General features: G+C 62.3%; 25 protein-coding genes and 1 pseudogene. 16 read left to right on the forward strand and 10 right to left on the reverse strand.

Annotated features, from left to right (window positions below):
* Position 1 precedes the first annotated feature (1 nt).
* Positions 2-979 (reverse strand): LLM class flavin-dependent oxidoreductase, encoded by a 978-nt coding sequence (locus ACRYA2_RS10625; RefSeq protein ID WP_433627514.1) that lies wholly within the window; start codon positions 977-979, stop codon positions 2-4.
* A 227-nt stretch (positions 980-1,206) separates the two neighbouring features.
* Positions 1,207-2,967, reverse strand: a complete 1,761-nt coding sequence (locus ACRYA2_RS10630; protein WP_433627517.1) for an ABC transporter substrate-binding protein — start codon at positions 2,965-2,967, stop codon at positions 1,207-1,209.
* 183 nt (positions 2,968-3,150) lie between these two features.
* Between ACRYA2_RS10630 and ACRYA2_RS10635 the strand changes: the two genes are divergently transcribed.
* The 9 genes from ACRYA2_RS10635 to ACRYA2_RS10675 all read left to right on the forward strand — a co-directional run bounded on the left by ACRYA2_RS10635 (position 3,151) and on the right by ACRYA2_RS10675 (position 11,163).
* Positions 3,151-3,555 carry an FxLYD domain-containing protein gene (locus ACRYA2_RS10635; protein ID WP_433627519.1) on the forward strand — a complete coding sequence of 135 codons (405 nt, stop codon included), beginning with the start codon at positions 3,151-3,153 and terminating at the stop codon, positions 3,553-3,555.
* Positions 3,556-3,739: 184 nt separating this feature from the next.
* Positions 3,740-4,750 carry an ABC transporter permease gene (locus ACRYA2_RS10640; protein WP_433627522.1) on the forward strand — a complete coding sequence of 337 codons (1,011 nt, stop codon included), beginning with the start codon at positions 3,740-3,742 and terminating at the stop codon, positions 4,748-4,750.
* On the forward strand, positions 4,737-5,732 hold the full coding sequence (locus ACRYA2_RS10645; protein WP_433627524.1) for an ABC transporter permease: 996 nt from the start codon (positions 4,737-4,739) through the stop codon (positions 5,730-5,732). The genes ACRYA2_RS10640 and ACRYA2_RS10645 overlap by 14 nt, the downstream gene beginning before the upstream one ends.
* Positions 5,733-5,736: 4 nt before the next feature.
* Positions 5,737-6,801, forward strand: a complete 1,065-nt coding sequence (locus tag ACRYA2_RS10650; RefSeq protein ID WP_433627527.1) for an ABC transporter ATP-binding protein — start codon at positions 5,737-5,739, stop codon at positions 6,799-6,801.
* Positions 6,798-7,907, forward strand: a complete 1,110-nt coding sequence (locus ACRYA2_RS10655) for an ABC transporter ATP-binding protein (protein ID WP_433627530.1) — start codon at positions 6,798-6,800, stop codon at positions 7,905-7,907. Before ACRYA2_RS10650 ends, ACRYA2_RS10655 begins: the two co-directional genes overlap by 4 nt.
* 52 nt (positions 7,908-7,959) lie before the next feature.
* Positions 7,960-8,211, forward strand: coding sequence for a hypothetical protein (locus ACRYA2_RS10660; protein WP_433627533.1), 252 nt, complete (start codon positions 7,960-7,962; stop codon positions 8,209-8,211).
* Between the two features lie 257 nt (positions 8,212-8,468).
* Positions 8,469-9,224, forward strand: coding sequence for an IclR family transcriptional regulator (locus tag ACRYA2_RS10665; RefSeq protein ID WP_433627535.1), 756 nt, complete (start codon positions 8,469-8,471; stop codon positions 9,222-9,224).
* 452 nt (positions 9,225-9,676) lie between these two features.
* Complete coding sequence (locus tag ACRYA2_RS10670; protein ID WP_433627537.1) at positions 9,677-10,306, forward strand: hypothetical protein; 630 nt, start codon at positions 9,677-9,679, stop codon at positions 10,304-10,306.
* A gap of 2 nt (positions 10,307-10,308) precedes the next feature.
* The gene (locus ACRYA2_RS10675) at positions 10,309-11,163 is read left to right on the forward strand and encodes a metallophosphoesterase family protein (RefSeq protein ID WP_433627539.1); all 855 of its coding nucleotides are present in this window, start codon (positions 10,309-10,311) and stop codon (positions 11,161-11,163) included.
* Positions 11,164-11,196: 33 nt separating this feature from the next.
* Here ACRYA2_RS10675 and ACRYA2_RS10680 read toward each other — a convergent pair whose 3' ends face one another.
* The 4 genes from ACRYA2_RS10680 to ACRYA2_RS10695 form a co-directional block, all read right to left on the reverse strand.
* Positions 11,197-12,153 (reverse strand): Gfo/Idh/MocA family protein, encoded by a 957-nt coding sequence (locus ACRYA2_RS10680; protein ID WP_433627541.1) that lies wholly within the window; start codon positions 12,151-12,153, stop codon positions 11,197-11,199.
* A gap of 97 nt (positions 12,154-12,250) precedes the next feature.
* Entirely contained in the window at positions 12,251-13,015 is a 765-nt protein-coding gene (locus ACRYA2_RS10685; RefSeq protein ID WP_433627543.1) for a sugar phosphate isomerase/epimerase family protein, read from the reverse strand.
* 17 nt (positions 13,016-13,032) lie between these two features.
* Entirely contained in the window at positions 13,033-13,302 is a 270-nt protein-coding gene (locus ACRYA2_RS10690) for a hypothetical protein (protein ID WP_433627546.1), read from the reverse strand.
* 79 nt (positions 13,303-13,381) lie between these two features.
* Complete coding sequence (locus tag ACRYA2_RS10695) at positions 13,382-14,611, reverse strand: DegT/DnrJ/EryC1/StrS family aminotransferase (RefSeq protein WP_433627548.1); 1,230 nt, start codon at positions 14,609-14,611, stop codon at positions 13,382-13,384.
* A 103-nt stretch (positions 14,612-14,714) separates the two neighbouring features.
* Between ACRYA2_RS10695 and ACRYA2_RS10700 the strand changes: the two genes are divergently transcribed.
* From ACRYA2_RS10700 to ACRYA2_RS10710, 3 genes are all read left to right on the forward strand, one after another.
* Positions 14,715-15,644 (forward strand): Gfo/Idh/MocA family protein, encoded by a 930-nt coding sequence (locus ACRYA2_RS10700; protein WP_433627550.1) that lies wholly within the window; start codon positions 14,715-14,717, stop codon positions 15,642-15,644.
* Positions 15,641-16,639 carry a Gfo/Idh/MocA family protein gene (locus ACRYA2_RS10705; protein ID WP_433627552.1) on the forward strand — a complete coding sequence of 333 codons (999 nt, stop codon included), beginning with the start codon at positions 15,641-15,643 and terminating at the stop codon, positions 16,637-16,639. The genes ACRYA2_RS10700 and ACRYA2_RS10705 overlap by 4 nt, the downstream gene beginning before the upstream one ends.
* Positions 16,640-16,708: 69 nt before the next feature.
* A complete protein-coding gene (locus ACRYA2_RS10710; RefSeq protein WP_433627554.1) occupies positions 16,709-17,854 on the forward strand; it encodes a GNAT family N-acetyltransferase in 1,146 nt (381 codons plus the stop codon).
* Between the two features lie 321 nt (positions 17,855-18,175).
* On the opposite strand, the gene ACRYA2_RS10715 is transcribed toward ACRYA2_RS10710, so the two are convergent.
* On the reverse strand, positions 18,176-18,556 hold the full coding sequence (locus ACRYA2_RS10715; RefSeq protein WP_433627557.1) for a DUF7970 domain-containing protein: 381 nt from the start codon (positions 18,554-18,556) through the stop codon (positions 18,176-18,178).
* Positions 18,553-19,383 (reverse strand): annotated as a pseudogene (locus tag ACRYA2_RS10720) (ParA family protein). The gene ACRYA2_RS10715 and the pseudogene ACRYA2_RS10720 overlap by 4 nt, the downstream one beginning before the upstream one ends.
* A gap of 1,326 nt (positions 19,384-20,709) precedes the next feature.
* On the opposite strand from ACRYA2_RS10720, the gene ACRYA2_RS10725 reads away from it, so the two are divergent.
* From ACRYA2_RS10725 to ACRYA2_RS10735, 3 genes are all read left to right on the forward strand, one after another.
* On the forward strand, positions 20,710-21,201 hold the full coding sequence (locus ACRYA2_RS10725) for a hypothetical protein (RefSeq protein ID WP_433627560.1): 492 nt from the start codon (positions 20,710-20,712) through the stop codon (positions 21,199-21,201).
* A gap of 366 nt (positions 21,202-21,567) precedes the next feature.
* Positions 21,568-22,806 carry an RNA-guided endonuclease InsQ/TnpB family protein gene (locus ACRYA2_RS10730; RefSeq protein ID WP_433627563.1) on the forward strand — a complete coding sequence of 413 codons (1,239 nt, stop codon included), beginning with the start codon at positions 21,568-21,570 and terminating at the stop codon, positions 22,804-22,806.
* Between the two features lie 314 nt (positions 22,807-23,120).
* The gene (locus ACRYA2_RS10735) at positions 23,121-23,426 is read left to right on the forward strand and encodes a hypothetical protein (RefSeq protein WP_433627565.1); all 306 of its coding nucleotides are present in this window, start codon (positions 23,121-23,123) and stop codon (positions 23,424-23,426) included.
* Positions 23,427-23,562: 136 nt separating this feature from the next.
* Here the strand turns inward: ACRYA2_RS10735 and ACRYA2_RS10740 are convergent, their stop codons facing one another.
* Entirely contained in the window at positions 23,563-23,991 is a 429-nt protein-coding gene (locus tag ACRYA2_RS10740) for an OsmC family protein (RefSeq protein ID WP_433627567.1), read from the reverse strand.
* Positions 23,992-24,141: 150 nt separating this feature from the next.
* Here ACRYA2_RS10740 and fer point away from each other — a divergent pair, with 150 nt between their 5' ends.
* Positions 24,142-24,795, forward strand: a complete 654-nt coding sequence (fer, locus tag ACRYA2_RS10745) for a ferredoxin Fer (RefSeq protein ID WP_433627570.1) — start codon at positions 24,142-24,144, stop codon at positions 24,793-24,795.
* Positions 24,796-24,856: 61 nt separating this feature from the next.
* Here the strand turns inward: fer and ACRYA2_RS10750 are convergent, their stop codons facing one another.
* The gene (locus tag ACRYA2_RS10750) at positions 24,857-25,027 is read right to left on the reverse strand and encodes a hypothetical protein (protein WP_433627573.1); all 171 of its coding nucleotides are present in this window, start codon (positions 25,025-25,027) and stop codon (positions 24,857-24,859) included.
* Between the last annotated feature and the right edge of the window lie 440 nt (positions 25,028-25,467).

Genomic DNA, 25,467 nt, shown 5'->3' on the forward strand with positions numbered 1-25,467 from the left:
GTCAGTGGAACGACGGGATTACCTCGTTTCCGAACCTCTCCAGGCACTCCAGCGTCGGTTCCTGCGGTTGGCCGGGGAACTGGCACCGCACGAGCACGTGGTCGACACCGAGTTCCTCGTACGTCCGGAGCTGGTCGACGCACTCCTCTGGCGAACCGATGACGAACTTCTCGGCGAGTTCGTCGTAGTCCACCTCGACCTCGTGTTCGTCCATGTACGTCTGGCCCCAGCGAGCGTACAGCTTGTAGAGGTTGAGCAGATACGGCTCGATAGTTTTGCGGGCCTCCTCGACGGAGTCGGCGACGAAGCAGTCCCGCATCAGGACGACGTCGTTGTCGGCGCGGTCCATGCCGAACTCGTCGAGGGCGTCTTCGTACGTTCCGATCTGCTCCCGGAGGTCCTCGGTGGTCGAGGAGGCGCTGGCGATCCAGGCGTCCCCCCGATAGGCGGCGCGTTTGATTGCGACGTCGGCGTGGCCACCGATCCAGACGGGAACGTCGTCCGGGGCGGGACTGACGAACGCCTCGTCGTAGTTCCAGAAGTCGCCGTCGTGGGTGACTTCCTCGCCCGCCCAGAAGCGCTTCAGCAGTTCCACGGATTCGAGGAAGCGCCCGACGCGCTCGTCCATTTCGACGCCGAACGCCGCCAGCTCTCGCTCTCGATAGCCGAGGGCCGCGCCGAACGCCGCCCGGCCACCGGAGAGACGGTCGATGGTAGCGACGGTCTCGGCAAGATGAAGCGGCTCGTACAGGGCCGGGAGCATCGCCGCCGTCCCGAGTTCGAGCGAGTCGGTCCGGGCGGCGAGCGCGGCCAGACCCGTCAGCGGCTCGACGAACCCCTCCTCGTGAACGTGGCGCTCGCCCAACGTCGCCGAATCGAAGCCGACCGACTCCATGAGTTCGGCCTGTTCGATGAGGTCCGTCGCGTCGAAGGCGTCGTTCTCGGTGTAGTACTGGTTGAGGAACACGCCGAACTTCACGTTGCCATCACCACGGTTCGATGTCGCTCGCCAGTTCCAGTCAGCCGCGGGGCCGCGACTTCTCTGGGGCTACCGTTTCCAGATCGCATACTCGGTGATGTGACCCCCCAGGCTAAATAAGTTGCTCCCGGTGATTCGCTCGCACGAACTGTCTGCGGCGCTCGAAGGATGGAAAGAGAGCGACGGAACGCGGAAGCGGCGGCAGCCGACCGGTGCCGTAACACCGGCTACTTGGTCTTCGGAGTGAGATCGCCCGTTCGGAACCCAGTGAAGTACGGCATCATGGGACCGCGCTGCATCTCCTTGGTCGACGGCCAGTTCCAATCCTTCGTGTCCGCCCAGTGGTTGTGAGTGCCGGTCCAGATCTGCGGGCTGCAGCCGGTCTGGTTCCACGCCCACGAGAGGAAGTCGAGATGCTTCTGAAACTCGTCTTCGCTGACCGCGCTGCCGAGTTTGCGGAAGCGCTCGAGGACGTTGACCTCCCTGATAGTACCGTTGGGGTCGCCGACCGGCATCGGCACGGGGAAGTTCTCGACGTCCTTTCCCATCGGTTCGACGTACTGGTCGATTCCGGGGTCCCACTCCCACTGCATCTGGAACCACGGATGGTCGGGACCCATCGAGGCACCCCACCAGCTGACGAACACCTGGAAGTCGCCGTTGAAGAAGTCCTCGGCCCAGACGGAGCTCGATTTGGTGTCGATCTCCGCTTTGATACCGAACTCCTCCAACTGGTTCTTGAACGGGGTCTGGTACGTCGGGTCGCCACTGTTGTCGAGAACGATTTTGAACCGTTCTCCGTTGGGCTGGTACCACTTGCCGTTTCGCTTCGTGAATCCTGCTTCCTTGAAGAGACTCGCCGCTTTCTGCGGTTTCGGGCCCTCGTTGTACTGGTTTAAGTTGTTCCGGACCTTGTCCGAGAGCCGATTGGCGAAGTTGTGGCCGACGGGCGGTGGCGTCATGAGGTTGTCGGGGTTCGACGAGCCGGACTGGGTCCGCTTGGGGTCGTGGAGCCAGCACATCGCCTGGCGGGCCCGCCAGTCCTGGAAGCTGGGATGGTCGAAGTTCAGCAGGAAGCCGTAGCCGCCGACGGATGGCAGTAGATCGTGGCGAATGTGGTCCGGGAACTGTTTGGACACCTTCGGATCTGCGTCGCCAGCCACTCCGTCCACGTTGTCGTTGCGCATCTCCGCCCAGGGCTGTCCACCCTTCGCCTTGTGCGCTTCCAGTTTCGGAACGGCGACCCGGTCGGCGTAGTGGTACTTCCTGTGCTTCTTCGCGGTGAGTTTCGAGGGCGTCGCCTTCTCGAACTTGAACGGCCCGTTACCGACGGGGTCGGTCAGCTTGTAGGAGCTGACCTCCTTCTGCACCTCCTTTTTCTTCTCCTCGCTGTCGGCGTTACGGAACCGTTTCGCGAACGTGCCGAACTTGCTGTTCGGCGGGGTGTTGATCCTGATGCTGAGGATGACCGTCTGGAGGAGGTCCCTGTTCCTCGGCTCCGGGAGCGACAGTTCGACCGTCTTCTCGCCGACCGCCTTCGCACCGTCGATGAAGTTGGACGCCGTCGCGCCCATGCCGAGTTCGATGTCCATCTTGTCCTTGACGTGCTGGGCGGTGACGGGGGTTCCGTCGTGCCAGTGCGCGTCGTCCTGGAGCGTGATGGTCATCTTGTTTTCGGTCACTTTCCAGCTCTTGGCGAGGCTCGGAACGTACTCTCCGTCGTTCCGCTTTATCGCGAGGCGGTCGAACCAGAACTGGTTGGTAACCCAGGACTTGTTCTTGGAGTTGTACTGGTTCCACTGCAGTTCGTTCGGGAGGATTCCCGATCGGACGCGCGTCGAGTAGACGGGGTCGACTGGTTTCCCACCGCCATTCTTGTTGTTGTCGCCGGTCGACTGCGTTCCACCATCGGTCGTTCCGTCGTTACCATCGCCCTGATTTCCGCTACATCCCGCAACGCTGGCTGCCAAGCCGGTCGTCCCAGCCATCTTCATCCACTTCCGGCGAGAGACACGGCTCGTAGTGCTATCCATTTTGGAATGGTCTGGCATGCTTCGTCCTCACAAACATTACTAAGAGTATTTATAGTTTAGGGTCTTTCCGTTATGGTTTTCGGCCGTACTACCATCGCGAGGCATACCTTTAAGTCAATAATGGCATATCAACTGACCATGAAACGACGTACGTTCGTTTCGACGACAGTCTCGGCGCTAACTGCTGTGTCCCTCGCCGGGTGTACCAACAGCGGGGGGGCGAAGAAGAACGTGGAAGTGGTAAATGCCGAACTGCAGCGGAAAAACGAGGGCAAGACGAACGAGACGGTCCGCCTCGTCGGCAAGGTGAAGAACGTCAGCGATGACCCGATAGACGTCACGGTTACCGTCACCTTCTACAAAAAGAGCCAGAAGGCGAACAACTACAGCGAGACGCTCGAAGGCGTGAATGCGGGCGAAACGGCGTCGTTCAACATCGAAGCCGGCGCTATCGGACGGACGGCGTCTCAAATCGACGGTTACGTCCTCGAACTGGAGTCGAACGGGTACACGTACACGACGCAGGTCACCGCCAGCGGTTGAGGCGACGCGGGCGAGACGCGACTCCGCCGGCACTCGCGAACGGCGGTCCTCCGCCGCCGAGCGACTCCGCGAATCTATTCGTTTTCTTCCGACGGTTCATATTGTGGTCTAATAGCCGTACGACGGTTGGAAATGGCACCAAAAGGTATAACAGATAGCATCGGAATGTTGGTAGTGGTAACACATGAACAGGTGGTTCTTAAAACGCACAGCGCAGGTGTTCGTAACGGTACTCGGCGCGATCGGCATATCGTTCGCGCTGCTCCGCCTCATGCCCGGTGGACCCGTTTCGTACCTGCGAGCGCAGATGATCTCCCAGCCCGGGACGAGTTCGATTTCACAGGTTAACGACCAGATCGAGACGTACACGAACATCAACCCCTCGGACCCGCTCTACGTCCAGTTCCTGGATTACCTCACGGCCGTCCTGAACGGCGACTTCGGACAGTCGATATGGTACCAGAAGCCGGTGGTTGACATCCTCGCCGAAGCGCTGCCGTGGACGATATTCCTCTCCATCGTCTCGCTGGCCATCTCGTTCTCCCTCGCCATCGTCCTCGGCGCCACGATGGCCTACTTCGAAGGAACTCGCTTCGACTTCACGAGCTCCTCGCTGTCCATCCTGCTCAGTTCGATTCCGTTCTACGTGGTCGCCATCGCGTTACTCGCCGTACTGGGGTACGACCTGGGATGGTTCCCGACGGGCGGCCGGGTTTCGGACGCCGTCGAGCCAGGACTCAACACCGCGTTCATAAGAAGCATCGTTTACCACGCTGTTATGCCGCTCGCGGCCCTCATCGTCGCCGGGTTCGGCGGAACGGCGCTCTCGATGCGGGGTAACAGCATCCGCATCCTCGGCGAGGACTACCTGCGGGTCGCTCGCCTCCGCGGTCTCCCCGAGAAACTCATCGTTCTGCGGTACGTCGGTCGCAACGCACTGCTTCCGCTCTACACCGGCCTGATGATGAGTATCGCCTCCATCTTCGGCGGCTCGATAATTCTCGAGACCATCTTCACATATCCCGGGATGGGCTGGTATATGAACCGCGCGTTCCAGACCCGGGACTATCCGCTGTTGATGGGGAGTTTCCTCCTCACGACCACCATGGTCATACTCGGCATCTACGTCGCCGACCTGACGTACGGAAAGATCGACCCCCGCGTCGAACGAGGTGATCACCGTGAGTCATACTGACGACGACCAGACCTTCGACTTCGAGACGGTATCGGACGTGCAACTGACGCGGAAAGAACGGGCCCGTCGGCTCACCGACGAGTACGTACTGGCTCCGTTCCGCGTGCTCTGGAGCGACTACCGTGCGCGCATCGGGCTGATAATCATCGGCTTCTTCCTGCTTCTGGGGACGGTCGGGACCATGGTCGTTCCCGAACCGGAGTACCACGGAGCGCCGAAGCATCTCCAGCCGTTCGTGGACATGGCTCACCCGCTGGGAACAGACCATCAGGGCCGCGGGCTGATGAGCCAGGTCGTTCACGCCACCGCCCCGATGCTACAGATGATAATTGCCGGGGCCGTGTTCTCGACGTTCATGGCGACCATCATCGGCACGGTCAGCGGTTACAAGGGCGGCCCCGTCGACCGGGTTTCGATGTACATCGTCGACATCGTGATGACGATTCCCAGCCTCCCCCTGGTCATCGTGTTGGCGGCAACCCTGCAGCCGAAAGACCCGATCGTGGTCGGCCTCGTCCTCTCTATCACCGCCTGGGCGGGGCTCTCTCGAAACATCCGGTCGCAGGTTCTCTCTCTGCGCGAGGAGCCGTACATCGAGGCGTCGCGGACGATGGGCCTTTCGACGGCCACCATCCTCGCCAAGGACGTGACGCCAAACATCATGCCCTACGTGATGGTTCACTTCGTGCAGACCGCACGGAACATCATCTTCGCCTCCGTTGCGCTCTACTTCCTCGGCTTCCTGCCCGCGCAGTCGGGAACGAAGAACTGGGGCGTCATGCTGAACCAGGCGTACAACAACGGCGGCCTGATCGCGCCGAGCCTCTATTTCTGGTTCGCCGTGCCGATGGTCGCCATCGTTCTGCTGTCCTACGGCCTCATCATGCTGGGCCAGGGCACGGACAGGATATTCAACCCGCGCATCCGTGCGCGGCACGCGAAGACCGTCGACGACGACGACGAGACTAACATCAACAGCTAGAACAATGACTGTCAGCGAACACGCGTACGACATGCGAACGACCGAAGAAACGGTACTCGAAGTGGAGAACGCGAGCGTAACCTTCGACATGGACCGCGGGGAGTCCCGGGTCCTCGACGACGTCTCACTCGACATCCAGCGCGGCGAAATTCTCGGTATCGTCGGCGAGAGCGGGAGCGGAAAGTCGATGTTCGCGTCGTCGCTCCTGGACGCCGTCGTCGACCCGGGAGTGCTCACGGGCGACATCACGTATCATCCCCCCGACGGCGAACCCATCGACGTCCTCGACCTGAACAAACGCGAACTCCGGCAACTGCGCTGGGAGGAGATCTCGATGGTGTTCCAGGGCGCGATGAGTTCGTTCAATCCGACGACGACGATTCGCACGCATTTCGAGGAGACGCTTCAGGCACACGACGCGGACGTGAAGGAAGGGATGGAGCGGGCCAGGGAGATTCTCACGGACCTCTACCTCGACCCCAACAGAGTGCTCGACGTCCACCCACACGAACTCTCCGGCGGGATGCAACAGCGCGCGCTCATCGCGCTGTCGCTCGTGCTCGAACCGGAGGTACTCGTCATGGACGAACCGACGGCGGCACTCGACCTGCTCATGCAGCGGTCCATCCTCAAGATGCTTCGGGAGGTCCAGGAGAAGTACGACCTGACGCTCGTGTTCATCACGCACGACCTCCCGCTCGTGGCAGAGCTCGCCGACCGTCTCGCCGTCATGTACGCCTTCGAGTTCGTCGAGGTCGGAGCGTGCCAGGACATCCTCGAAGATGCGACCCACCCGTACACGCGAGCGTTACTGAACGCCACGCCGAACCTCAGCACCGACGTCGAGGAGATGAAACCGATCGAGGGTTCGAGTCCGGATCCGGTGAACGTTCCCCAGGGGTGTTCGTACCATCCGCGGTGCCCGCTGGCGACGGACGAGTGCACCCGGGACGACCCCGACTACTACGACGTCGGCGATGGACACCGTGCCGCCTGTCATCACTGGGAGCGGGCGCGTCGGGAGCTGCCTCTCAGCACGAGAGAGTCCGTCGAGACGGAGGAACGATGAGCGACGCCGACGACACCGTCGTCTCCCTGCAGGACGTCGAGGTACACTTCGAGGAGGACGACAGCCTCCTCGGGCTGTTCTCGGAACCGGACACCGTCCACGCCGTCGACGGCGTCTCTCTCGACATCTCCGAAAACGACGTCGTGGCGCTCGTCGGGGAGTCCGGTTGCGGGAAGACGACGTTGGGGAAGGCGGCCATCGGGATGCGACGACCGACCGGTGGGAGCGTTCGATACCGCGGACAGGACATCTGGGACGCCAAGGACGGCAGAGGCAACGTAACCGTCCCGTACCAGGACATCCGGAAGGCGCTCCAGATCATCCACCAGGACCCCGGGAGCGCACTCAACCCGTACCGAAAGGTGAAGAACAACCTCGAGGAGCCGCTGAAGCGGTGGCAGAAGGACCTCAGCGACGAGGACCGGACAGCCCGTATCCTCCACTTGCTCGAAACCGTGGGGATGACTCCTCCCGAGGACTACGCCGACCGGTATCCACACCAGCTTTCGGGCGGGGAGAAACAGCGCGTCGCGCTCATTCGGTCGCTCCTCATGAACCCGGACCTCATCCTCGCCGACGAGTCCGTCAGTGCCCTCGACGTCTCGCTACGGGTCGAGATGATGGACCTGATGCTGGAACTCCAGGACCAGTTCGATACGTCGTACCTCTTCATCTCCCACGACCTCTCGAACGCACGGTACATAACGGAGAAAGCCGACGGCCGCATCGGTATCATGTACCTCGGCAAACTCGTGGAAATCGGACCGCCCGAACAGATCCTGAACGATCCCCAGCACCCGTACACGAAGGCCCTACGGTGGTCGTCACCTGACCTTCGTATCGACCCGAGCGACGACGAACTCCCCATGCGGAAAATCGACATCCCCGACCCCGTCGACCCGCCGTCGGGGTGTCGATTCCACACGCGGTGTCCAGTCGCACGCGAGGCGTGCAAGGGTGAGACGCCGGAGGCATTCCCCGTCGACGACTCGGCCGACCACGAGGCGGCGTGTTATCGCGTGCTCGAGAATCACGAGTACTGGGAGAGCCAGCCACTCGACAACACGGAGGACGAACAGACGTACCGAAAGCAGTTCGGAGACTAACTCCGTCGTCGTGTCAGGTCGGTTTCGTTCATCGGTAAGACTAAAAGGATACGTGAAGGAGTTTTCGTGTACGATGTTACCGAAGGTGAAACAGGTCGATCCGTTAGCGGTCCTCCCCGAACCGTTTCAGCGTTTCTGGGTCCTCGCCATCACGTTGCTCGACGTGACCTTGTTCGGCGCTGCCGTCTACTTCGAGAACAACGGCCATCCGGAGGTCGCGGGCATCACGGTAACGATCGCCCTCTTCGTCGCCCTCTTCACGGCCGTCGTGTACGCCGCCATCTGGTGGCTTCGCCAGGTGTAGTCCACGTGGACCGTCGGTGCACGACTACGCCTATGAGCGACGCGACGTTCCAGACCGTTCGGATTTCTCCGTAGCGATGATGGCTGTCTCGCCGTAACCACCGGCTACCCTCCGACCGCAGTCCGTCGAACGGTGGTGCTGAACCGCTCCGTCGAGAACCCTCTCCGGAGATGTCCGGCCGTACGGTGCGCGACCGGGCGTCGTCGTTTGAACACTCCAAACGCTTAAGTCCCATTGGGCCGTCACCCTTAATACAGATGAACGACGCCCGGAACCCGGTCAAATCGGTGCAAACGTCGCTCGAAATCGTCGAAACGATCAAGAAGCACGACGAGATCGGCGTCACCGAGCTCGCCGAGGAGGTCGGTCTCACGAAGGGGACCGTCCACTGTCACCTCGCAACGCTCGAAAACGACGGCTACGTCGTGAACACGAACGGGCGCTACCGTCTCGGGCTGCGATTCGTGGACATCGCACACCACGTCCGGAGACGCGTCCCCATCTACGACATCGTGACGGAGGAGGTCGAGAAACTGGCAGAGAAGAGCGGCGAGCTCACGCTGTTCACCGTCGAAGAACAGAGAGAGGGCGTCTGTCTCTACAAGGCGAGTGGGGAGAACGCGGTGCAGACCGAGCTGTACGTCGGCTACCGCAACGAACTCCACCACACTGCCGTCGGAAAGGCCATCCTCGCGTTCAAATCTCAGGAGGAGATCGACGAGATCCTGGCGGAGATGGATCTGCAGAGCCTGACGGACGAGACGATCACCGACGAGCGCGAACTCCGCGAGGAACTGGAGGAGATACGAAAGCGCGGACTGGCGTACAATCGCGGGGAGACCATCCCGGGGCTCGTCGGCGTGGGTGCACCGATTCGTGACCACGACGACGACGTACACGGTGCCATCGCCATCATCGGGCCGACGAGTCGCATGAACGACCGCCTCGACGAGTTCTCGGAGATGCTCAACCACGCCGTCAACGTCATCGAAATCAACGCTACGTCGCTCTAAGCCACCGTACCGTCTGTTTTGTTATTCCAAACGATCGGGGTAGCCGACTCCGGGCGTCTTCGATTACACCCCTAACGCTGTAACGGCCGAGACCGTCCCGGACATCCGACGGTACACCGTCGGTCAGCGACGGCCTGACGGCCAGCAACGGTATGCCCTCGTCCGTTCGGTAGCGTCAGACGATTGCAGGCAGGTCATTACAGTATTAGTTCTGTAATCGTACAGGGTTATCAGTAATGTCGTTCGCGCGATCACCCCCGACGGTACGCGCCGATTTACGATGTCGTCGGCATCTAGCCGAAGTGCTGTTTGACATTCCTAAACGAAGACGGGCAGTAGCTCGCCGGATCACCGGACAAGGAGGGCGATTCGCCGGCGATGGCGACGGTAGTGGATTATCTCCGACCGTCCGTGTGGGAAAGCTTTACGTACGGGGTGACGGAACACGCGCCATGGGCGATAGGATTCAGGACAGGGACTGTCGTGAAAGCGCCGAGAGCGAACGAGCCCCGGACAGGGATGTTCCCCGTCCGCAGGTGCCGGACACCGCCGATAATCGGCTCGTAGACCGCCGAGACCCGGTCGACCGGAGCCAGAGCGGGCTCGTCTCGCGGGACTACCAACCCCGACGGGGCGGACCGGAACTGGTCGCCTCGTGGCCGCTCGGAACGCCGCCGCGACAGTCCCGACCCGGCAACGTCGACTGGAAGGTCGAAAGCGAGGAGTTCGTCCAGTTGCAGCGCAATCTCACGGTGAACCACTTCCTGGGACCCGTCGAGTTCACGAAACTCTACGTCGGGGTCCGGGGTCGCGGCCGTGTCGAAGGCGACGGGACGCTCGCACTGCGGCTCGAACCGATACACTTGGAGGGCGAGGAGTACCGGACGACCGTCGAGTTGGCCGACGGAAGCGACGCGCCGTTCGTGACGCCGATGGTGGAGTTCACACCGGATGCCCCCGACTACCGCCAACATACGTTCATCGGTCGCGAGATGTACGGCGGCTACGTCCTCTCCGCGAGAGCCATCGACGGGACCGGGTACCTCGACCAAGGGACGGCCGTCCACCTCTGGAGCGAGTGACGATGCGTACTATCGGCCTCCTGTACGACCTGCACGTCGGAATCGGACGATACGAGCACGAGGACGAGTCCGTCCAGCGCGCGGCCATCGACAAACTCAACGACGTGGGCGTGGACTGGACGCTGGCCGGCGGAGACCTTCGACTGCTCTCCCCCTGGGAGGAACAGACCCAGTGGGGCGAGTGGCACGGCGACCCGGACGACGCGTTCTACCACAGCGAGTTCGAGCGGGCCCGCGAACTGCTCGAGGACCACCTGGACAGCGGCTACCACGTCATCAGGGGGAACAACGAACGGCCGATGAGCGCGTACCGCAAGCATTTCCCGGCGGAGGAGTTCCCGCCCTGGTTCTACTTCGAGGACGACGGCGCGCGCTACGTCTTCCTCGACTCCAACCCTCACGACGGGTATCACCCGCTCGGCGAGATACAGAACTTCGTCACCGCTCCGCAGATTTCCATGCTGGAGCGGTTGATGGACGAAGACCCCGAGATACCGACGTTCGTGTTCTGTCACGCACCGCTGTGCAAACACACGGAGCTGGACGAGAACTGGGAGACGCACGCGAAGCCGTACTTCTACGTCCTCAACTGCCGGACGGTCCAGAACGTCCTCGAACGCGGAAACACCGTCTTCGTCAACAGCGGCCACTACTACTACGACCACGGTCGGGGAAGCCGCCGCATCGACGGCGTCGAGTACGTTCTCGCCCGCCACCTCAGCCACATGAGCGAGGAGTCGGACTACGGGGGTGACGTGCGCTGGATGAACGTCGACACCGACGAGAACCGCGCAGCGGTGCACTACTACGACGTCGGCGCGGACGAGGAAGGTCTCCTCACCGAGACGACGTGGTGAGGGGATAACTGGACGACGAGCGGAAAGACCGGACTACGATAGTTCGAGCGGTTCGGCCCGCTCGGCCGACTCGATGACGGCCCAGTTGAGTTCGAGCGTCCGCGTCGCGTCCGAGAACGACGACCGAACGTGGCTCTGGTCGCCGCGCTCGCAGGCCTCGATGAACCCCGCTACCTCGCGGCAGTAGCGGTCGCAGGTGCCGTCGAAGTCGATTTCCTGACCACCCACGGTGCCGGTCAGCGACTGCGCGGCGTAGTCCAGGGACAACTGGAAGTCCTCACCCGCAACGTCGATTTCGACCGTCCACTCCGGAGCCGTAATCGACGAGCTGACGGTCCCGACGACGCCGCTCTGGTGTTCGACGGTGGCGGCGACGCCGTCGGCGTAGTCCACCTCGTCGGTCCCGATTCGATCGGTATCGGTAGCGTACACCCGGTCGACGTCGCCGGCGAGATACCGCATCGTGTCGAGCACGTGCGTCGTCCGGATGTTGACGTCGCTGCCTGAGCGGGCCATCTCGTAGCCCCACTCGCTGTTGGGAAGTCCGCTCCAGTAACGGGCGTGGAGGAGGCCGATATCCCGGTCCCCCACGAGGTCGAGCGTTCGTTCGGTGATCCGGTCGTAACGAAACACGTAGCCGGACCCCGTGACGACGTCTGCGCCCCTCAAGTGCTCTTCCACTTCGCGGGCGTCCTCGGGACGGAGACCGACCGGCTTCTCGACGAACAGGTCGACGCCGTGTTCAGCGGCTAGTTCTGCCTGGTTTCCGTACGCGAACGGAGGAATCGCCAGGAACACGGCGTCGAAATCGTGGTCCGCGAAGAGCGCCTCGTGGTCGGTGAAGACGGCGGCCCCGCGGGGGTCCGCCGCGGCCACAGCCGCGGACTCGTCGACGTCACAGACGGCCGTGATCTCCGCACCATCGACGTCGTCCACGCACGCCATGAGATCGGACGCCATCTTACCCGCTCCGATAAATGCAACTCGCATGGTCACGTTGACCGTACGAAGGGTGATATTTCAACATTTGGGACGCGGTAACTTTGACTACACCGTCTAGGGCGTGCAGACCGACGGTCGAACGCTTCTAGCCGACCGCCGACCGAAGAAAGTCGAGGTCGGCGGCGATCGCTTCCGCGTACGGAGCGCTGTCGTGGACGAACTCGACGTTGACGTATCCCTCGAAGTCGGACGCCCGGAAGGCAGCCAGAACCCCCGAAACGTCGTAAAACGCCTCCGAAAGCGGACATCTCGACTCACCACCGCGCTCGGAGACGGCCTGTAGGTGGACGTGGTTGCTCAGCGGCGCGAGTTCCCGGGCCTCCGCGACGATGGCGTCGGGCGCCGCGTCGAACGAGGGCTGATAGTTCAGACCGAGGTTCGAATCGTCGACGGCCTCGACGAGTCGTCGCGCTCCTTCGCGCTCGTCCGTCAGCGTCCCGGCGTGTCGTTCCACGGTGACCTCGACGCCGCGGTCCGCCGCGAGCGCAGTCAGGTCCCGGAGGTCGGCAACGACCTGCTCCCAGTGGTCGGAGTCCCGTTCGGCGTACCCCTGGGTACCCGCCCAGACACGGATGCGGTCAGCGGCCAGTCGCTCCGCGACCGCGAGTTCATGCTCGCGTGCGTCCGCGAAGGCGTCCCCGCCCGCTCGGAGGTAGGAGCCGTAGACCGGCACGTCGAGGCCCAGGCGGTCGGCGTCGCGCCGGATGGCACGACAGGTCCGTTCGGAGCCGTCGCCGACGTGGTCACGACCCCATATCTCGACGCCGTCGTAGCCGGCCCGGGCGGCCTGCGATAGCACCGTCTCGACCGCCGCCTCGGCGTTCGATATGGTACAGAGTCCTACTCGCATGACCGGACCGTCGCGTGTCACCGACGTAAGCGTTCCGCCGGAACGGCCCCGTCGGGGAACGGAACTCGTTCGACGTCCCGGTTCGAAAGCGCCGCCAGGAGGTGGGGGACGTCGAGCGCGTCGACCACGTCGTACATCTTCACGCCGTGGTCGACGGAGACGTCGTGCGTCGTCGCCCGCTCGCGTTCGGCGGCGGCGAACTGGCGTTCGGCCATCGACCGCAGGTACGTCGGTAGCTGGTCTTCGACGTCGTAGTATCCGTCGACGTTCCGCTCGAATGGGTTCATCACGCTCCGACCATCGAACAGCGAGCAGGGAAAGGTTCGTCCGCGGCGGTTCGACCGAGTGCCGTTATGGTCGGGTCGGTCACACCAGTTCCGGAGCACAGCGCCGAATCTTCCGGACGGCGTCCCCGACGGAGCGGACGCCGGCCTCGGACGCGAGCAACACCTCGTGAGGCATCGTGACGGTCGTCGCGCACACCTCTTCGACCCCGGGCAGGTGAAGACTGCGATATGCGGGAACGTCGGCGTCCGCCGGAACGAGGGCCTCGACGGTCGCCCGGGAGAACGCAGGCTGGCGATACAGCGGTATCGCGTACCCCGTGCCGGCGGGGACGCCCTCCGCGTTCAACGCCTCGATGAACCGGTCCCGCGAGAGTCCGTCGAAGGCGTCGGGGTCGTACGCCAGGTCGAACAGGCAGTAGCCGCGAGCAGTGATGCGGTCGTCCTCGGGTTTCGCACTGATGTCGTCGACGTCGGCTATCTCCTCGCGCAGCGCCCGCTCGTTGTGTCGCCGGGTCTCGTTCTCCGCCGGGAGCTCGTCGAGTTGTGCACAGAGCAGCGCGCCCTGGAACTCCGTCATCCGGGCGTTCGAGGCTAACTCGTAATGGCGGTAGACACTGCCGTCCTGCCGACCGATGTTGTGGAGCAACTGGCCTCGTTCCGCGAGGACGTCGTCGTCGGTGACGACGATTCCCCCTTCGCCGCCGGCGAGCGACTTCGACTCCTGGAAGGAGAAGGTGCCCACGTCGCCGATCGTTCCGACCTTCTCGCCGCGCCACTCGGTGCCCTGCGCGTGGGCGGCGTCCTCGACGAGAAAGAGGTCGTAGTCGTCGAGGACGGGAAGGAGAGCGTCGAAGTCCATCGGGTAGCCGGCGACGTGCACGCCGACCATGCCGACCGTTCGGTCGGTCACCGCGTCGGCGACGGCGTCGGGATCGACGTTGTACGTGTCGGGGTCGACGTCCACGAACCGCGGCACCGCACTGAGGGAAGTGACGGCGCTCGCCGTGGCGATGAACGTGTACGGCGGTACGAGCACTTCGTCACCCGGCTGGACGTCGAGCATCCGGAGCGCCACCTCCAGGGCGACGGTACCGTTGGCGACGGCGATGGCGTGGTCGGCGTCGTGGTAGTCGGCGAACCGCTCCTCGAATCGGTCCACCCACTGCGCATCGTCGTAGACGCGACACCAGCTTTCGGACTCCAGTACGTCCAGCACGTTCTCGCGCGCGCCGTCCGGACACCGCGGCCAATCTGGAATGTCGAGCGCTTGCGCTGCCTCTGGGCCGCCACGAAGGGCGAGTTCGTCCATGCCATCTCGACGGACCGGCTGTGTATTAACTTTGTCCCGAGCGGTATCCAGACTCGGACGCGGATGACAACGCTTAATCCCGCCGAGCGGAGTGACTCACTCGATGGTGCGAATTGGTCTCATCGGCCACGGTTCCCTCGCCCAGAAACACGCGCAACGTTGCGCCGAACTACCTCGCGCGGACATCGTCGCAGTCGCCGGCAGCGGCCCTCTCGATAGCGATATCCTCGCGGACGCGGAAACGTACGACGACCCCGAGGAGATGTTCGACGACGCGGCACTCGACGCCGTGGACGTGTGCTCGTCGACCGGTCGGCGAAGAGCGGTGACCGCCGCGGCCGACCGTGACCTCCACGTCCTCTGTCCGGGCGCTCTCGCCGACTCGCCCGCGGACGGAGCAGCTATCGTGGAGGCGGTAACGACGGCCGGTGTCGTCTTCGTCGGCGGCCACGCGACGCCGTTCGCGCCCGAGTACGACGCGGCGACGACACGAGTCGAGAGCGGCAAAATCGGAGCAGTCGGCAACGCCCGCACGTCGCGCCGCGTCGGCGAGGAGCAGGCGGCCGGACTGTTCGATCTGGTGGGCCGCGACGTCGCGTTCCTGCGCCGGGTCTGCGGCGACGTCGACCGCGTCTTCACCCGAACGACGGAGAGCGACCGCGACGCGCGAGCGTTGATAACGCTCCGGTTCGAGGACGACATCGTCGGACATCTGGACGTGCGACGGACCGTAGCGGAAGAACGCCGCCCGGTCCGTCGCTTTGAACTCGCCGGAACCAACGGTCTCATCGAATTCGACAGCGAAGAAGCGACACCGCTGGCGATTTCTCGCACGGACCGCGACGACAGGTTCGTCCCGCTTCGCCGGGACGAACACTATCGCCAGATCGAACACTTCCTCGACTGCGTTGCCGGCGGGGAGCAGGAGGCAGGTCACGCCGCAGAGGCCCTCGCGACCCTCCGGGCGTGCGTCGCCGCGCGAGCGTCGGCCGAGCGCGGTACTCCCGTCGACCCGACGGAGGTGGGCGCGTGACCGTCTCGCTCGGAGTGCTGTCGACGGCCCACGTCCACGCCGACGGGTTCGCCGCGCTCTTGGACCGACGCGAGGACGTGGAGTTCGTCGGCGTCGCGGACGCAGACGCCGACCGCGGTCGCGAGGCGGCCGACCGATACGGTGTCCCGTACATGGCAACCGAAGAGTTACTCGCAGCCGTCGACGGGGCGCTGGTCTTCTCGACGAACACCACCCACGAGCGGTGGGTGACGGCCGCCGCCGATGCGGGCGTGGACGTCCTCTGTGAGAAACCGCTCGCCACGAGCCGCTCCACGGCCCGGCGTCTCGTCGAACGCTGCAAGGACGCCGGCGTTGCCCTGGGGATGAACATGCCGCTACCGTTTTCGGAGCCAGCACGGGCGGCGCGAAGGGCCTACCGGAACGACACTATCGGTGACCTGACGCTGGCGACCGGAACCAACCGTGCGAGATTCCGGAATCGTCACGAGGACGGCTGGTCGGCCGACCCCGAACGCGCCGGGGGCGGTGCGGTGATGGACCACACCGTCCACGTCGTCGACCTGGTCCGCTGGATTACGGGGCGGGAGGTGACCGAAGTGCACGCCGAACTCGCGACGATGCGCGACGGCCCCGAGGTCGAGGACATTAACGTCCTCTCGATGGAACTCGACGACGGGACGCCGTTCACGCTCGACGGGTCGTGGGACCGCCCGGACAACTGGGACTACTGGGGCGACGCAACGCTGAATCTCGTCGGCACAGCGGGGGAACTGACCGTCGACTGCTTCGATTACAAACTCCGTGAAACCCGGGACGTTGGGGAAGACCCGGGCATCGACTCGGTCTACTGGGGGGAGCTCCCGAACGAGGAACTACTCGCCGACTTCGTCGAGACGGTTCGTACGGGGCGGTCCCCCACGATTACCGGCGAGGACGGCTTCCGCGAGGCCGCCGTCTGCGTGGCGGCCTACGAGTCGGCCGAGGCGGGCGAACCGGTTTCGGTCGACTACTGAACGTGAACGGCCAGGGACCGATTCGGGCGTCACGAATATTTATATATCTACCGTATCTCATTGTTATCAATGGTCAGTATCGACGGACCGCGACTCGCCAGACCGGACGAGTTCGACGAGATGATGTCGTTGTTGGATCGGTATTTCGCCTACGAGCGCGGCGGCATGGCCGCCAGACTTCCACACGCCTACGACGAGGCCACGCCCGAGAACCACGCTATCGTCAGGAAGGACGGCGACATCGTGAGTCACGTCGGGGCGATACCTCAGACGCTCACCGTCGGCGAGGGGAACGAAATCGAGTGCTGGGGCGTGTCCGGAGTTACGACCGACAAGCGCCACCGTGGAAACGGCTACATGACGCAGTTGCTCGAGTTCTGGCTCGACCGGATGGCCGAAGAAGGGGTGGCGCTCGCCGACCTCGGCGGAAATCGCCAGCGATACGCCCACTTCGGCTGGGAGCAAGCGGGCCGGGAACACCACTACAAGATACGCGAGCGCTCCTTCGATGGGAGCGCCGGGGCAGGAATGATCACGACGTACGAGGGAGGTGACGAGCAGGTCGAGACGCTCCGGGAACTCCACGGAGACGAACCGTACCGGGTGAGACGAGGTCGGGAACGAAGCCGGACGGTGTTCGGACAGCGAGGGCTGGAGACTCTCCTCTACGAGAGCGACGGTGACACCGCCTATCTCAGTCTCACGCGTGAGAGCCGAGAGCGTACCATCGCCGAGTTCGGCGGGGCAGCAAGAGGCATCGAGGCCCTGATAGCCCACCTCTTCTCGGCGTACGACGTCGACTCCCTGACCGCCATCGTGCCACCGCGTCATCCACGAAACCCGGAGTTTCGGCGCCACAGTCGGTCGTGGTCGGTGAGCGAACATCGAAAGCTGAACGTCCGCAACCTCCAAGCAGTCCTCGCTCGCTTCGCCGACCAGATGGAGGCCCGTTGGTCGCGACGGGAAGTGGCGGCCAGTGGCCGGGTTACGCTCGGTCTCGAAGCGGAGTCAGAGGGAGTCGAACTCGTCTACGACCGGGATGGAATTACAGTCGAAGCGTTCGACGGGACTCCCGAGGTTCGGCGGCCACGAGGAGAGATGGCAGGCCTCCTGTTCGGAATGCACGACCGGGAAGCGGAACTCAAGGCCGACTATCCCGTCTTCGAGACGATCTTCCCGCTCGACTTCTTCATCTGGCCCGCCGACCGAGTGTGACTGTCTCGCGTCTCGTCACTGCGACGACGCCCAGGCTCGAGGCGAGGAACTCGACCGTATTCCCACCGACAGCGCTACTTTCGAACACCCTGCGCGTTTCATATACGGTATATCGCTATATCGATTGTGGCGGACCAGAGTGACGGTCCGCCAGATATCGTCATCCCGACAGAAGAAGCGCTGCGGGCACGCACGGCACTGCACGCCGACTTCTACGGAAGTACGGGCAAATCTCAGTGTTGCCGACCAGTTCATGCGGTTCAGTGCGGAACCCCCGCGCTGACGCTTTGGCTCCCGTTCGGCGGTCTCGTGGTTCACCCGCTAGTCGTACTCGCACCCCCAGTCCTCCAACAGTTCGGCGACTTCCTCCGGATGCTCCATCGCCACCAGGTAGGCAGCCTCCCGCACGTCCGTCAGGTACGTCGAGAATCCTGCGTCGGCCTCGACATCTCGCCGGAACTCGCTCTCGCGCTCCTGCGTACGTTCCCGAAAGTAGAACTGTACCATCTCTCGCTCGCTCTTCACGCTGTTCCGACGGACCGCCCACGGCACCCTTTCCGCTTCAGTACCATCGTCATCGGCATCAGTCTCGACCTGCTCGGCCGAGTTCGCGTCTGCGTCCACGTCCTCTTTTTCCGTCACAGATCCGTCCGTCTCGTCGAGTTCGTCGCTGAACGGATCGTCCCCGGTCCCCCCTTTCATAGATTGGCCAACTCCTCGAGGTGGCCGGCCAGCTCGTCGATCTTCGCGAGTGTTTCCCGTTCGTAGTCGCGTTCACGGTCGCGATGCTCATCGACGTACTGGAACGCGCTGGACTGTTTGCGCCAGCAGCCTTCGAACATCGACGAGCGTTTCCCGAGGACCACCGGGACGTTGAACCCCAGGCTGGAGACTCCCTCGAGGACGGCTTTCTGGTCGTTGGTCCCTTCGAAACGGTTCGGAACGACTGCCAGCACGCCGACGTTGATATCGAGGTTGTGTTCGATGCCGGCGACCACCGACTGGAGGCCTTCGATGGACTGGTCGCCTTTTCCGGACGGTTCGGCGGGGATGGTAAGCGAGCGCGTCGCGTTGATGGCGTTGAACAAGTGCGGGCCCGACGTGGCGGGCGGGTCAACGATGAGGACGTCGTACTGGTCGGGAATGTGGTTTTTCGCGAGTACGTGCCGTAGTCGGCCGTATCTCGAGAAGGTTTCGCCCGTCTATTCGGCGATGCTGGCAGCGTCGCCGAGCAGGTCGCCGAGACGCTCCAGCATGTTGTGCGACGGAACGACGTCGAAGCCTTCCGTCGTGCGGATGAGGTCGTCGAAGTCGCCTTTTGGCCTGTCGATCATGTGGTGGACGAGCGTGTCCGCGTCGTCGTCGCGACCGACGTCGACGCCGAGCAGGTAACTCAGGCAGCCGTCTTGGGGGTCGAGGTCGACAACGAGTACGCGGTGGCCGTGGTCGGCGTGTGCGCGCGCGAGATTTGCAGAGAGCGTCGTTTTGCCGACGCCGCCTGCCTCGCTGTAGGACGTATACGTGAGCATGGTAGGCTACTCGAAGAAGCGTGTTATAAAATTCCGTCAGACAACCTGGTTAGAACATGTTGCTATCTAGTTTAGTTAGGCTGACTAGTTATATTCTATAACCAGAATTAGTGCTGCTAGTATAAGGCCCCAAGAGGCTCTCCTGAGGCTAGATAGGGGGGGCTCTCTACGAGGGTAGTACGACCAGGTAACGGCCAGCAACCAGTTAGGTTGTTTCGTTAGGCTGTCTAGTTAGACTAGTGAGATAGTTTACCGACAGTGTTCGACACCGCAATTGCCGGGCGATGTTTCCGGGGTATAGATATAAGATAAGTATTATTTTACAGCACTGGTATCTATCCCAATATTTCTGTTCCAATAGGATGTCGAACCACCGTCTGTTTTTTGAACGAGACCGCTCGGTTGGTTCAGGATATCGACCCTTCTTTCCATGGCGGTAAATCGTTTGTTCTGCCTGTTAAAAGACCGGACGTCAACCAGTCGATGCCGGCGGTTGGGAGCACGCCGACCGAGGCGACGTCGTTACACTGGCTCGTTGTCAAAACGTAATCTATTATCGTCACCGGGGAGTTGCTGGACCTGGTTGCCGTTGACAGCGGTGTTTTGCTCCGGACATCGACGTAGTTCAGCCAGTTCCGCGAGCCCGTGCCGAAAACTGCTATCGGAAATATTGCCATCGCTGTTCGAGTCAGGAAGCACGCTGGTTATCGTAGACCAGGAATTAGCTGGCTAAGTTACGATGACGGAACGAATCGAAAGGTTTGCTAGCTCAGGTCCGCTTGTGCGAACCCTCTGTACCCGGTATACAACGGTACTGTCGCGAACCGCAGGGAGACGGCGACACTGAACAGGAAAACTGGCAGAGGTACACTCGTAGACTCAGACTCGTGACCGACTAGTATGAAGAGGCCCTCACGGACCGTCTGAAGTGCGACGAGGGGATTGAGATGATCGGTGACCCAGAACCACAGCGGTCCCGTTCGTTCGCATAGACGTACGACTCGTACGCCGTGAATCGGCCGGTGAAGAGAAACGAGAACGGGGGCGGGCTACCAGGTTCCAGAGGCCCACGCTGGTACCGAACAGGAGATACGTACCGAATACCGCCGCCAGGGTTCGGTGCAGAGCGAACCACAACGGAGGAATCCTCTCGCTTCATCGCCGAGGAGTTTCGAGACATCCACATCTGTGTTATGGTCAATACCTGCCTATCTCCCGACGAACAGCGTAACGAACAATACCACCGTTTTCGGACGGCAAACTCGTCGCCGATAGCTAAACGATGGCGGCTCTTTATGCAGTCCTCAACCGAACCGGACTGGCGCGATGGAAGAAAACAAGACACACGACGACGGCATCGAGATGGACGATAGCGCCGGAGGCGAAACGACGGAAGAATCGCGCCGTTCGTTCATGAAGAAGGGAGCGCTCGCTTCGGGGGCGACCGCACTTGGCCTTTCGAGCGTGGACAGCGCAGCAGCGCAGGAGGGCCCGACGCAAGTCCTGGTGTACACGTACAACTACTATCCGAACGTGGCCTTCGACGTCATCCAGCAACTGCAGGCGTCAACCACCGTCAACGTCCTCCGCCGTCCGAGTGGCAGGACGGTGCCGGAGATCAGCCAGCCCGACGACTACAACGGCTACGTCATCAACTACCGCCTCGGCGGGCAGGAAGGGCAGTCGGCCGGCATCACGACGCTGCTGTTCACCCGAGACGCGCTACAGACGAACGCACGCCACCGACTCTCCGGGAGCGCCCAGGTGTTCAGTTCGGAACTGAACCTCCTCTCGACGACCGCTCGTCAAACGGGCTGAGATATCTAGCGCCGCCCGAAAGCAGAGGCCACTCTCCCTCCACACGCCATTATCCCCGATTAGCTGAATGCAGGCGCTAAGCCCCCGTCCTCAAGGAGCACCGCAGGCCGCGAAGCGGACAAGGAGCGCAGTAGGGCGGGGATACAGCGCCGTCATCAGCTGTTCGTATACTGTTCTGTTGCAGACCCACAGGCCCACGCAATCGACACGTTTATAGTGCATAGCGTGCAATGTGTGCATACGGTGAAACGGAAGACTATCACCATCCGCGAAGACCAAGACGAATGGATTGAGGACCAGCACCTCAATCTCTCGTCGTTCATCCAAGAGAAGATAGACGAACTCATTGAGGAGCGCGAATAGCGGATGTACTACGCCTACAAATATCGCCTCAAGCCGTCCGACGCTCACCGTGAGGAGTTGGACCGCCACCGCGATATTTGTCGGCAACTGTACAACCACACCCGCTACCGCCTCAACGAGTACCAAGACAACCACGGTGAATTGCCGTCCATGACCACTCTTCGGTCAGAGCTACCCGACCTCAAGACGTGGTGGGACGACCTCTCGGATGTGTACTCGAAGGTTCTCCAAACCGTCGTGGAACGGCTGTTCGACAACCTCAATAGCCTCTCCAAACTCAAGGAGAACGGCTACGGCGTCGGCCAACTGAAGTGGAAGCCCCCACGGGAGTTCTGCAGTTTCACGTACAGTCAGTCTGGCTTCAAGCTCGACAAGAAGGGCGGTCAGGCTGTACTGTCCCTCTCGAAACTCGGGGACATACCGATCCGGCTTCACCGCTCCATCCCCGACGACGCCCAACTCAAGCAGGTCACGCTCAAGAAAGAACCGACGGGCGAGTGGTTCGCTACTTTCGGCGTGGAAGTTGACCGCGAACCACCAGAGAAACCCGACGAGTTGACCGAGACGGTCGGCATCGACGTGGGCATCCTGAAGTACGCTCACGACACCGATGGTCACGCAGTCGAGTCTCTCGACCTTTTGGACGAACGAGAGCGATTGGAACGCGAGCAACGCAAGCTCTCGCGGAAGGAACACGGGTCGAACAACTGGGAGACCCAACGGCGACGAGTCGCGGAGTGTCACGCCGACCTCCGACGCAAGCGCCGTGACTTCTTACACAAACTCTCGAACTACTACGCCCGAGAGTACGACCTCGTAGCGGTCGAAGACCTGAACGTGAAGGGGATGATGGAGTCGCCGTCGAACAGCCGCACTACCGCATCTGCCGCGTGGCGGACGTTCCTCTCGTTGCTCGAATACAAGTGCAAGCGAGCAGGAACGTACTTCGTGGCGGTCAACCCGAGAGGGACGACCAAAGAGTGCGCGTCATGCGGCATCTCGACGGACAAGCCGTTGTGGGTCCGTGAACATTCCTGTCCCGCCTGCGGGTTTGAGGCGGACAGGGACGCGAACGCGGCGTGGAACATTCTGTCTCGCGGTGCGAAACACGTAGGAGCGGGACGCTCCGAATCAATGTCTGTGGAGACTGCGCTCCCTACGGGGACCACCTCAGTCCCTGCAAAGCGCGTCATCGAAGCAGGAAGCCCCACCCTCACGCGCGAGCCGTCAGGCGAGCGGTAGGGTGGGGTAGTTCACTTGACCGGTGGCTCGTCTGCACGACGTCTATCGCCACGCATACGACAGGTGTTGAAGACGCCACCATCGACGGCGCCCTCGAGGACTGCTGGTGAACTCCTCTCTCGCTTTCTGTCCCGTCACCGGTCGCTGACGCACGGGCCGGCCGGTAGCGCTCGCACAGCGCATCGACGAGACGACTACCGGAGGGGTAACCGCGACTTACTGGATGTGCAGACGATAGTTAGTGGGACTCTTTATCCAGCCTTCGTTGCTACTTTTGGCACATAATCTTATCGGCAGCGATTGCTACTGTGGCCGTGGCCTCGGAACAGCGGTCTCCACTTGACGGGTTCGCAGGCGTCGTCGTCACCTCGCTTGGGCTCTTCTGTACCGCCATCGGAGTGCTCTTGCTCCCCCAGTCTAGCCTCACCGGACTCTGGATCGCGGCCATTGGTGCGAACTTCCTTGCCTCGGTTCTCGTCGGAACGACGTGGGGACGACGGCGTCTCGGTCTCGACCCCGGCGGTACCTCGGCAGCGCTGGTGTTCGTGGCGATTGCAGTCGTCCTCATCGTTACGTTCATCGTCGTCAACGTCGCGTCCGCGTCGATGGTTTCGGGTTGACGACGCTCCCATGCTCGAGGTTCGAGTGACGGTGGTGCGCTCGAGGTGCCCCGGCCATGGTACAACTACCGATGAGGGGTTGCCACCGACGCAGTTGCGTCCTCAGTCCCCGGTAGCGACCCCTTTCAATGGTCGCTTACTGCGTTAACGTCGCGTCCAGCGTGATGTCCGGTCCGGCGAGTGCCTTCGAGACGGGACAGTTGTCTTTGGCGCGCTGGGCAAGGTCGTCGAAGGTATCCTGGTCGATCTCGGGGATGGCAGCTTCCAGCGTCAGCTCGATACGCGGGATCTCGAATCCGCCACCGTCGGCTCGTTCGAGATGCACGTCCGCCTGCGTGTCGAGGCGGTCGGGCGTATATCCTTCCTCGTCGAGGAACGCCGTCAACTGCATCGAGAAACAGCCGGAGTGTGCGGCTCCGATCAGTTCTTCTGGGTTCGTTCCCGGTTCGTCCTCGAAGCGAGTCGGGAACCGGAAGGTTCCCTCGATCTGCCCGCTCTCGGTTTCGAAGTCACCGCTTCCGTCCTTTCCATCCTGCCAGTGAGTTTCGGCTTGTCTCGAGGTCATCTGCAGGCTCTAGTAGGGGCGGGAGCAGTATGGAAATACTGGCCAGAAGATTCCGTCTCTCCGGTGGGCGCTCGCAAGCAGTTCGTTTTCCCGTCCATCCTCCGGGGCACTGCCGTGCTGCTTATGCCGTTGATGTCACTAGAGGGGATAATGGACACCCCGTATGCGGTGTTGGGTCTCGATCCCGACGCCGACGAGGAGGCAATCGAACGCGCATACAGAGAACGGGTGAAAGAAACGCATCCCGACCAGGGTGGCTCGATAGAGGCATTTCGAGCGGTGAGAACGGCCTACGAACGACTCAAAGCAGGCTCACGGGGTAGCGACGAGATACCCGGCCGCAACCGGGCGGCCGACTCGAACGACACCCCGGACTACCGAGCGACGCCCTCGCAGGTCACGTACCTGAACTACGACGTCCTCGCCGACTACGGCTGGGAGCCCACTGACGAACGGCTCTTCGAGAAGGCGGCCGCTGTAGACCTCGACGAGACGGACTACGGCCAGTTTCAGGCCGAACCCGGTAAATCGCTCTTAGAAGCGGCCGAGAGCAACGGTCTCGAGTGGCCGTTTTCCTGCCGTGGTGGCGCCTGCGCCAACTGTGCGATCGCGGTCTCCGCCGGCGAGCTGTCGATGCCGGTCAATCACGTGCTCCCCGCGGAGATGCTAGAGCGGAACATCCGACTGTCCTGCAACGGAATCCCCATCACGAAGGACTTGCACGTGATCTACAACGTGAAGCACATGCCGGACCTCGAAGAACTCCTGCTGCCACCGCGCCCGTCCAGACAGCCATCGCGGTGAGTGATCGAGACTGGTATTCCGACAGTGTTCGTTCACGAACGCTCAGATGAGGACAGACGACCTACCGCATTTCCTCCAGCGTTTTGACGGTGTCCGACATGATCCACGCCGTCTCGCTCTCCGGTTCTTCGATACAGATGGCGAAAAACGAATCGCGGCCCTCGTCGACGGTGATTTTGTAGCCCCGACTCGCTAATTCGAGACCCTCGTCGGGAGATTCAGAGGTTGTCACACCGGCTCTCGGAGATAGCAGTAAATAACGGGCACGATTCGAAACGAGTGTTACTTGTTGACATCCTCCTCGCCCTGAAGGGCGAGGATTCCCACGGCACCGCACCGCTGGGGTGGGATGTTTACGGTTTGTAGCCACCGCGTTGGACGGCTACTGGCTGTGCCAACCAGCCGTTACTCCTATCCTGGCAGGGGATTCGGAGGTACTTTTGCTGACTGCACCCCGAAGTCCCACCACAGAAAGAGGGTGCTTTCTGAGTGGAATCAGGGAATCCCGATATTGTCCGAGTAAGTGGGCGGGCAGGCCGCCTCGGTCGACTAATAGTACGGGATTGGGTGACTTAAAACAGCCGTCCTGCACATCGAACGTGGTCTGTGGTGGGGGTGAGGATTTATCCCCGCCGTAAACGGCGGGGCTTTCTCCTCGCACTTCCGTAACTG

Source organism: Halomicrococcus pelagicus, from assembly GCF_050954125.1.

Bases quoted from the DNA above. Each gene is read 5' to 3' on its own strand.
- ACRYA2_RS10630 (WP_433627517.1), bottom strand. From the start codon at position 2,967: ATGGCTGGGACGACCGGCTTGGCAGCCAGCGTTGCGGGATGTAGCGGA.
- ACRYA2_RS10635 (WP_433627519.1), top strand. From the start codon at position 3,151: ATGAAACGACGTACGTTCGTTTCGACGACAGTCTCGGCGCTAACTGCT.
- ACRYA2_RS10640 (WP_433627522.1), top strand. From the start codon at position 3,740: ATGAACAGGTGGTTCTTAAAACGCACAGCGCAGGTGTTCGTAACGGTA.
- ACRYA2_RS10650 (WP_433627527.1), top strand. From the start codon at position 5,737: ATGACTGTCAGCGAACACGCGTACGACATGCGAACGACCGAAGAAACG.
- ACRYA2_RS10655 (WP_433627530.1), top strand. From the start codon at position 6,798: ATGAGCGACGCCGACGACACCGTCGTCTCCCTGCAGGACGTCGAGGTA.
- ACRYA2_RS10665 (WP_433627535.1), top strand. From the start codon at position 8,469: ATGAACGACGCCCGGAACCCGGTCAAATCGGTGCAAACGTCGCTCGAA.
- ACRYA2_RS10670 (WP_433627537.1), top strand. From the start codon at position 9,677: ATGGGCGATAGGATTCAGGACAGGGACTGTCGTGAAAGCGCCGAGAGC.
- ACRYA2_RS10675 (WP_433627539.1), top strand. From the start codon at position 10,309: ATGCGTACTATCGGCCTCCTGTACGACCTGCACGTCGGAATCGGACGA.
- ACRYA2_RS10680 (WP_433627541.1), bottom strand. From the start codon at position 12,153: ATGCGAGTTGCATTTATCGGAGCGGGTAAGATGGCGTCCGATCTCATG.
- ACRYA2_RS10685 (WP_433627543.1), bottom strand. From the start codon at position 13,015: ATGCGAGTAGGACTCTGTACCATATCGAACGCCGAGGCGGCGGTCGAG.
- ACRYA2_RS10690 (WP_433627546.1), bottom strand. From the start codon at position 13,302: ATGAACCCATTCGAGCGGAACGTCGACGGATACTACGACGTCGAAGAC.
- ACRYA2_RS10695 (WP_433627548.1), bottom strand. From the start codon at position 14,611: ATGGACGAACTCGCCCTTCGTGGCGGCCCAGAGGCAGCGCAAGCGCTC.
- ACRYA2_RS10700 (WP_433627550.1), top strand. From the start codon at position 14,715: ATGGTGCGAATTGGTCTCATCGGCCACGGTTCCCTCGCCCAGAAACAC.
- ACRYA2_RS10710 (WP_433627554.1), top strand. From the start codon at position 16,709: ATGGTCAGTATCGACGGACCGCGACTCGCCAGACCGGACGAGTTCGAC.
- ACRYA2_RS10715 (WP_433627557.1), bottom strand. From the start codon at position 18,556: ATGAAAGGGGGGACCGGGGACGATCCGTTCAGCGACGAACTCGACGAG.
- ACRYA2_RS10725 (WP_433627560.1), top strand. From the start codon at position 20,710: ATGGAAGAAAACAAGACACACGACGACGGCATCGAGATGGACGATAGC.
- ACRYA2_RS10730 (WP_433627563.1), top strand. From the start codon at position 21,568: ATGTACTACGCCTACAAATATCGCCTCAAGCCGTCCGACGCTCACCGT.
- ACRYA2_RS10740 (WP_433627567.1), bottom strand. From the start codon at position 23,991: ATGACCTCGAGACAAGCCGAAACTCACTGGCAGGATGGAAAGGACGGA.
- fer (WP_433627570.1), top strand. From the start codon at position 24,142: ATGGACACCCCGTATGCGGTGTTGGGTCTCGATCCCGACGCCGACGAG.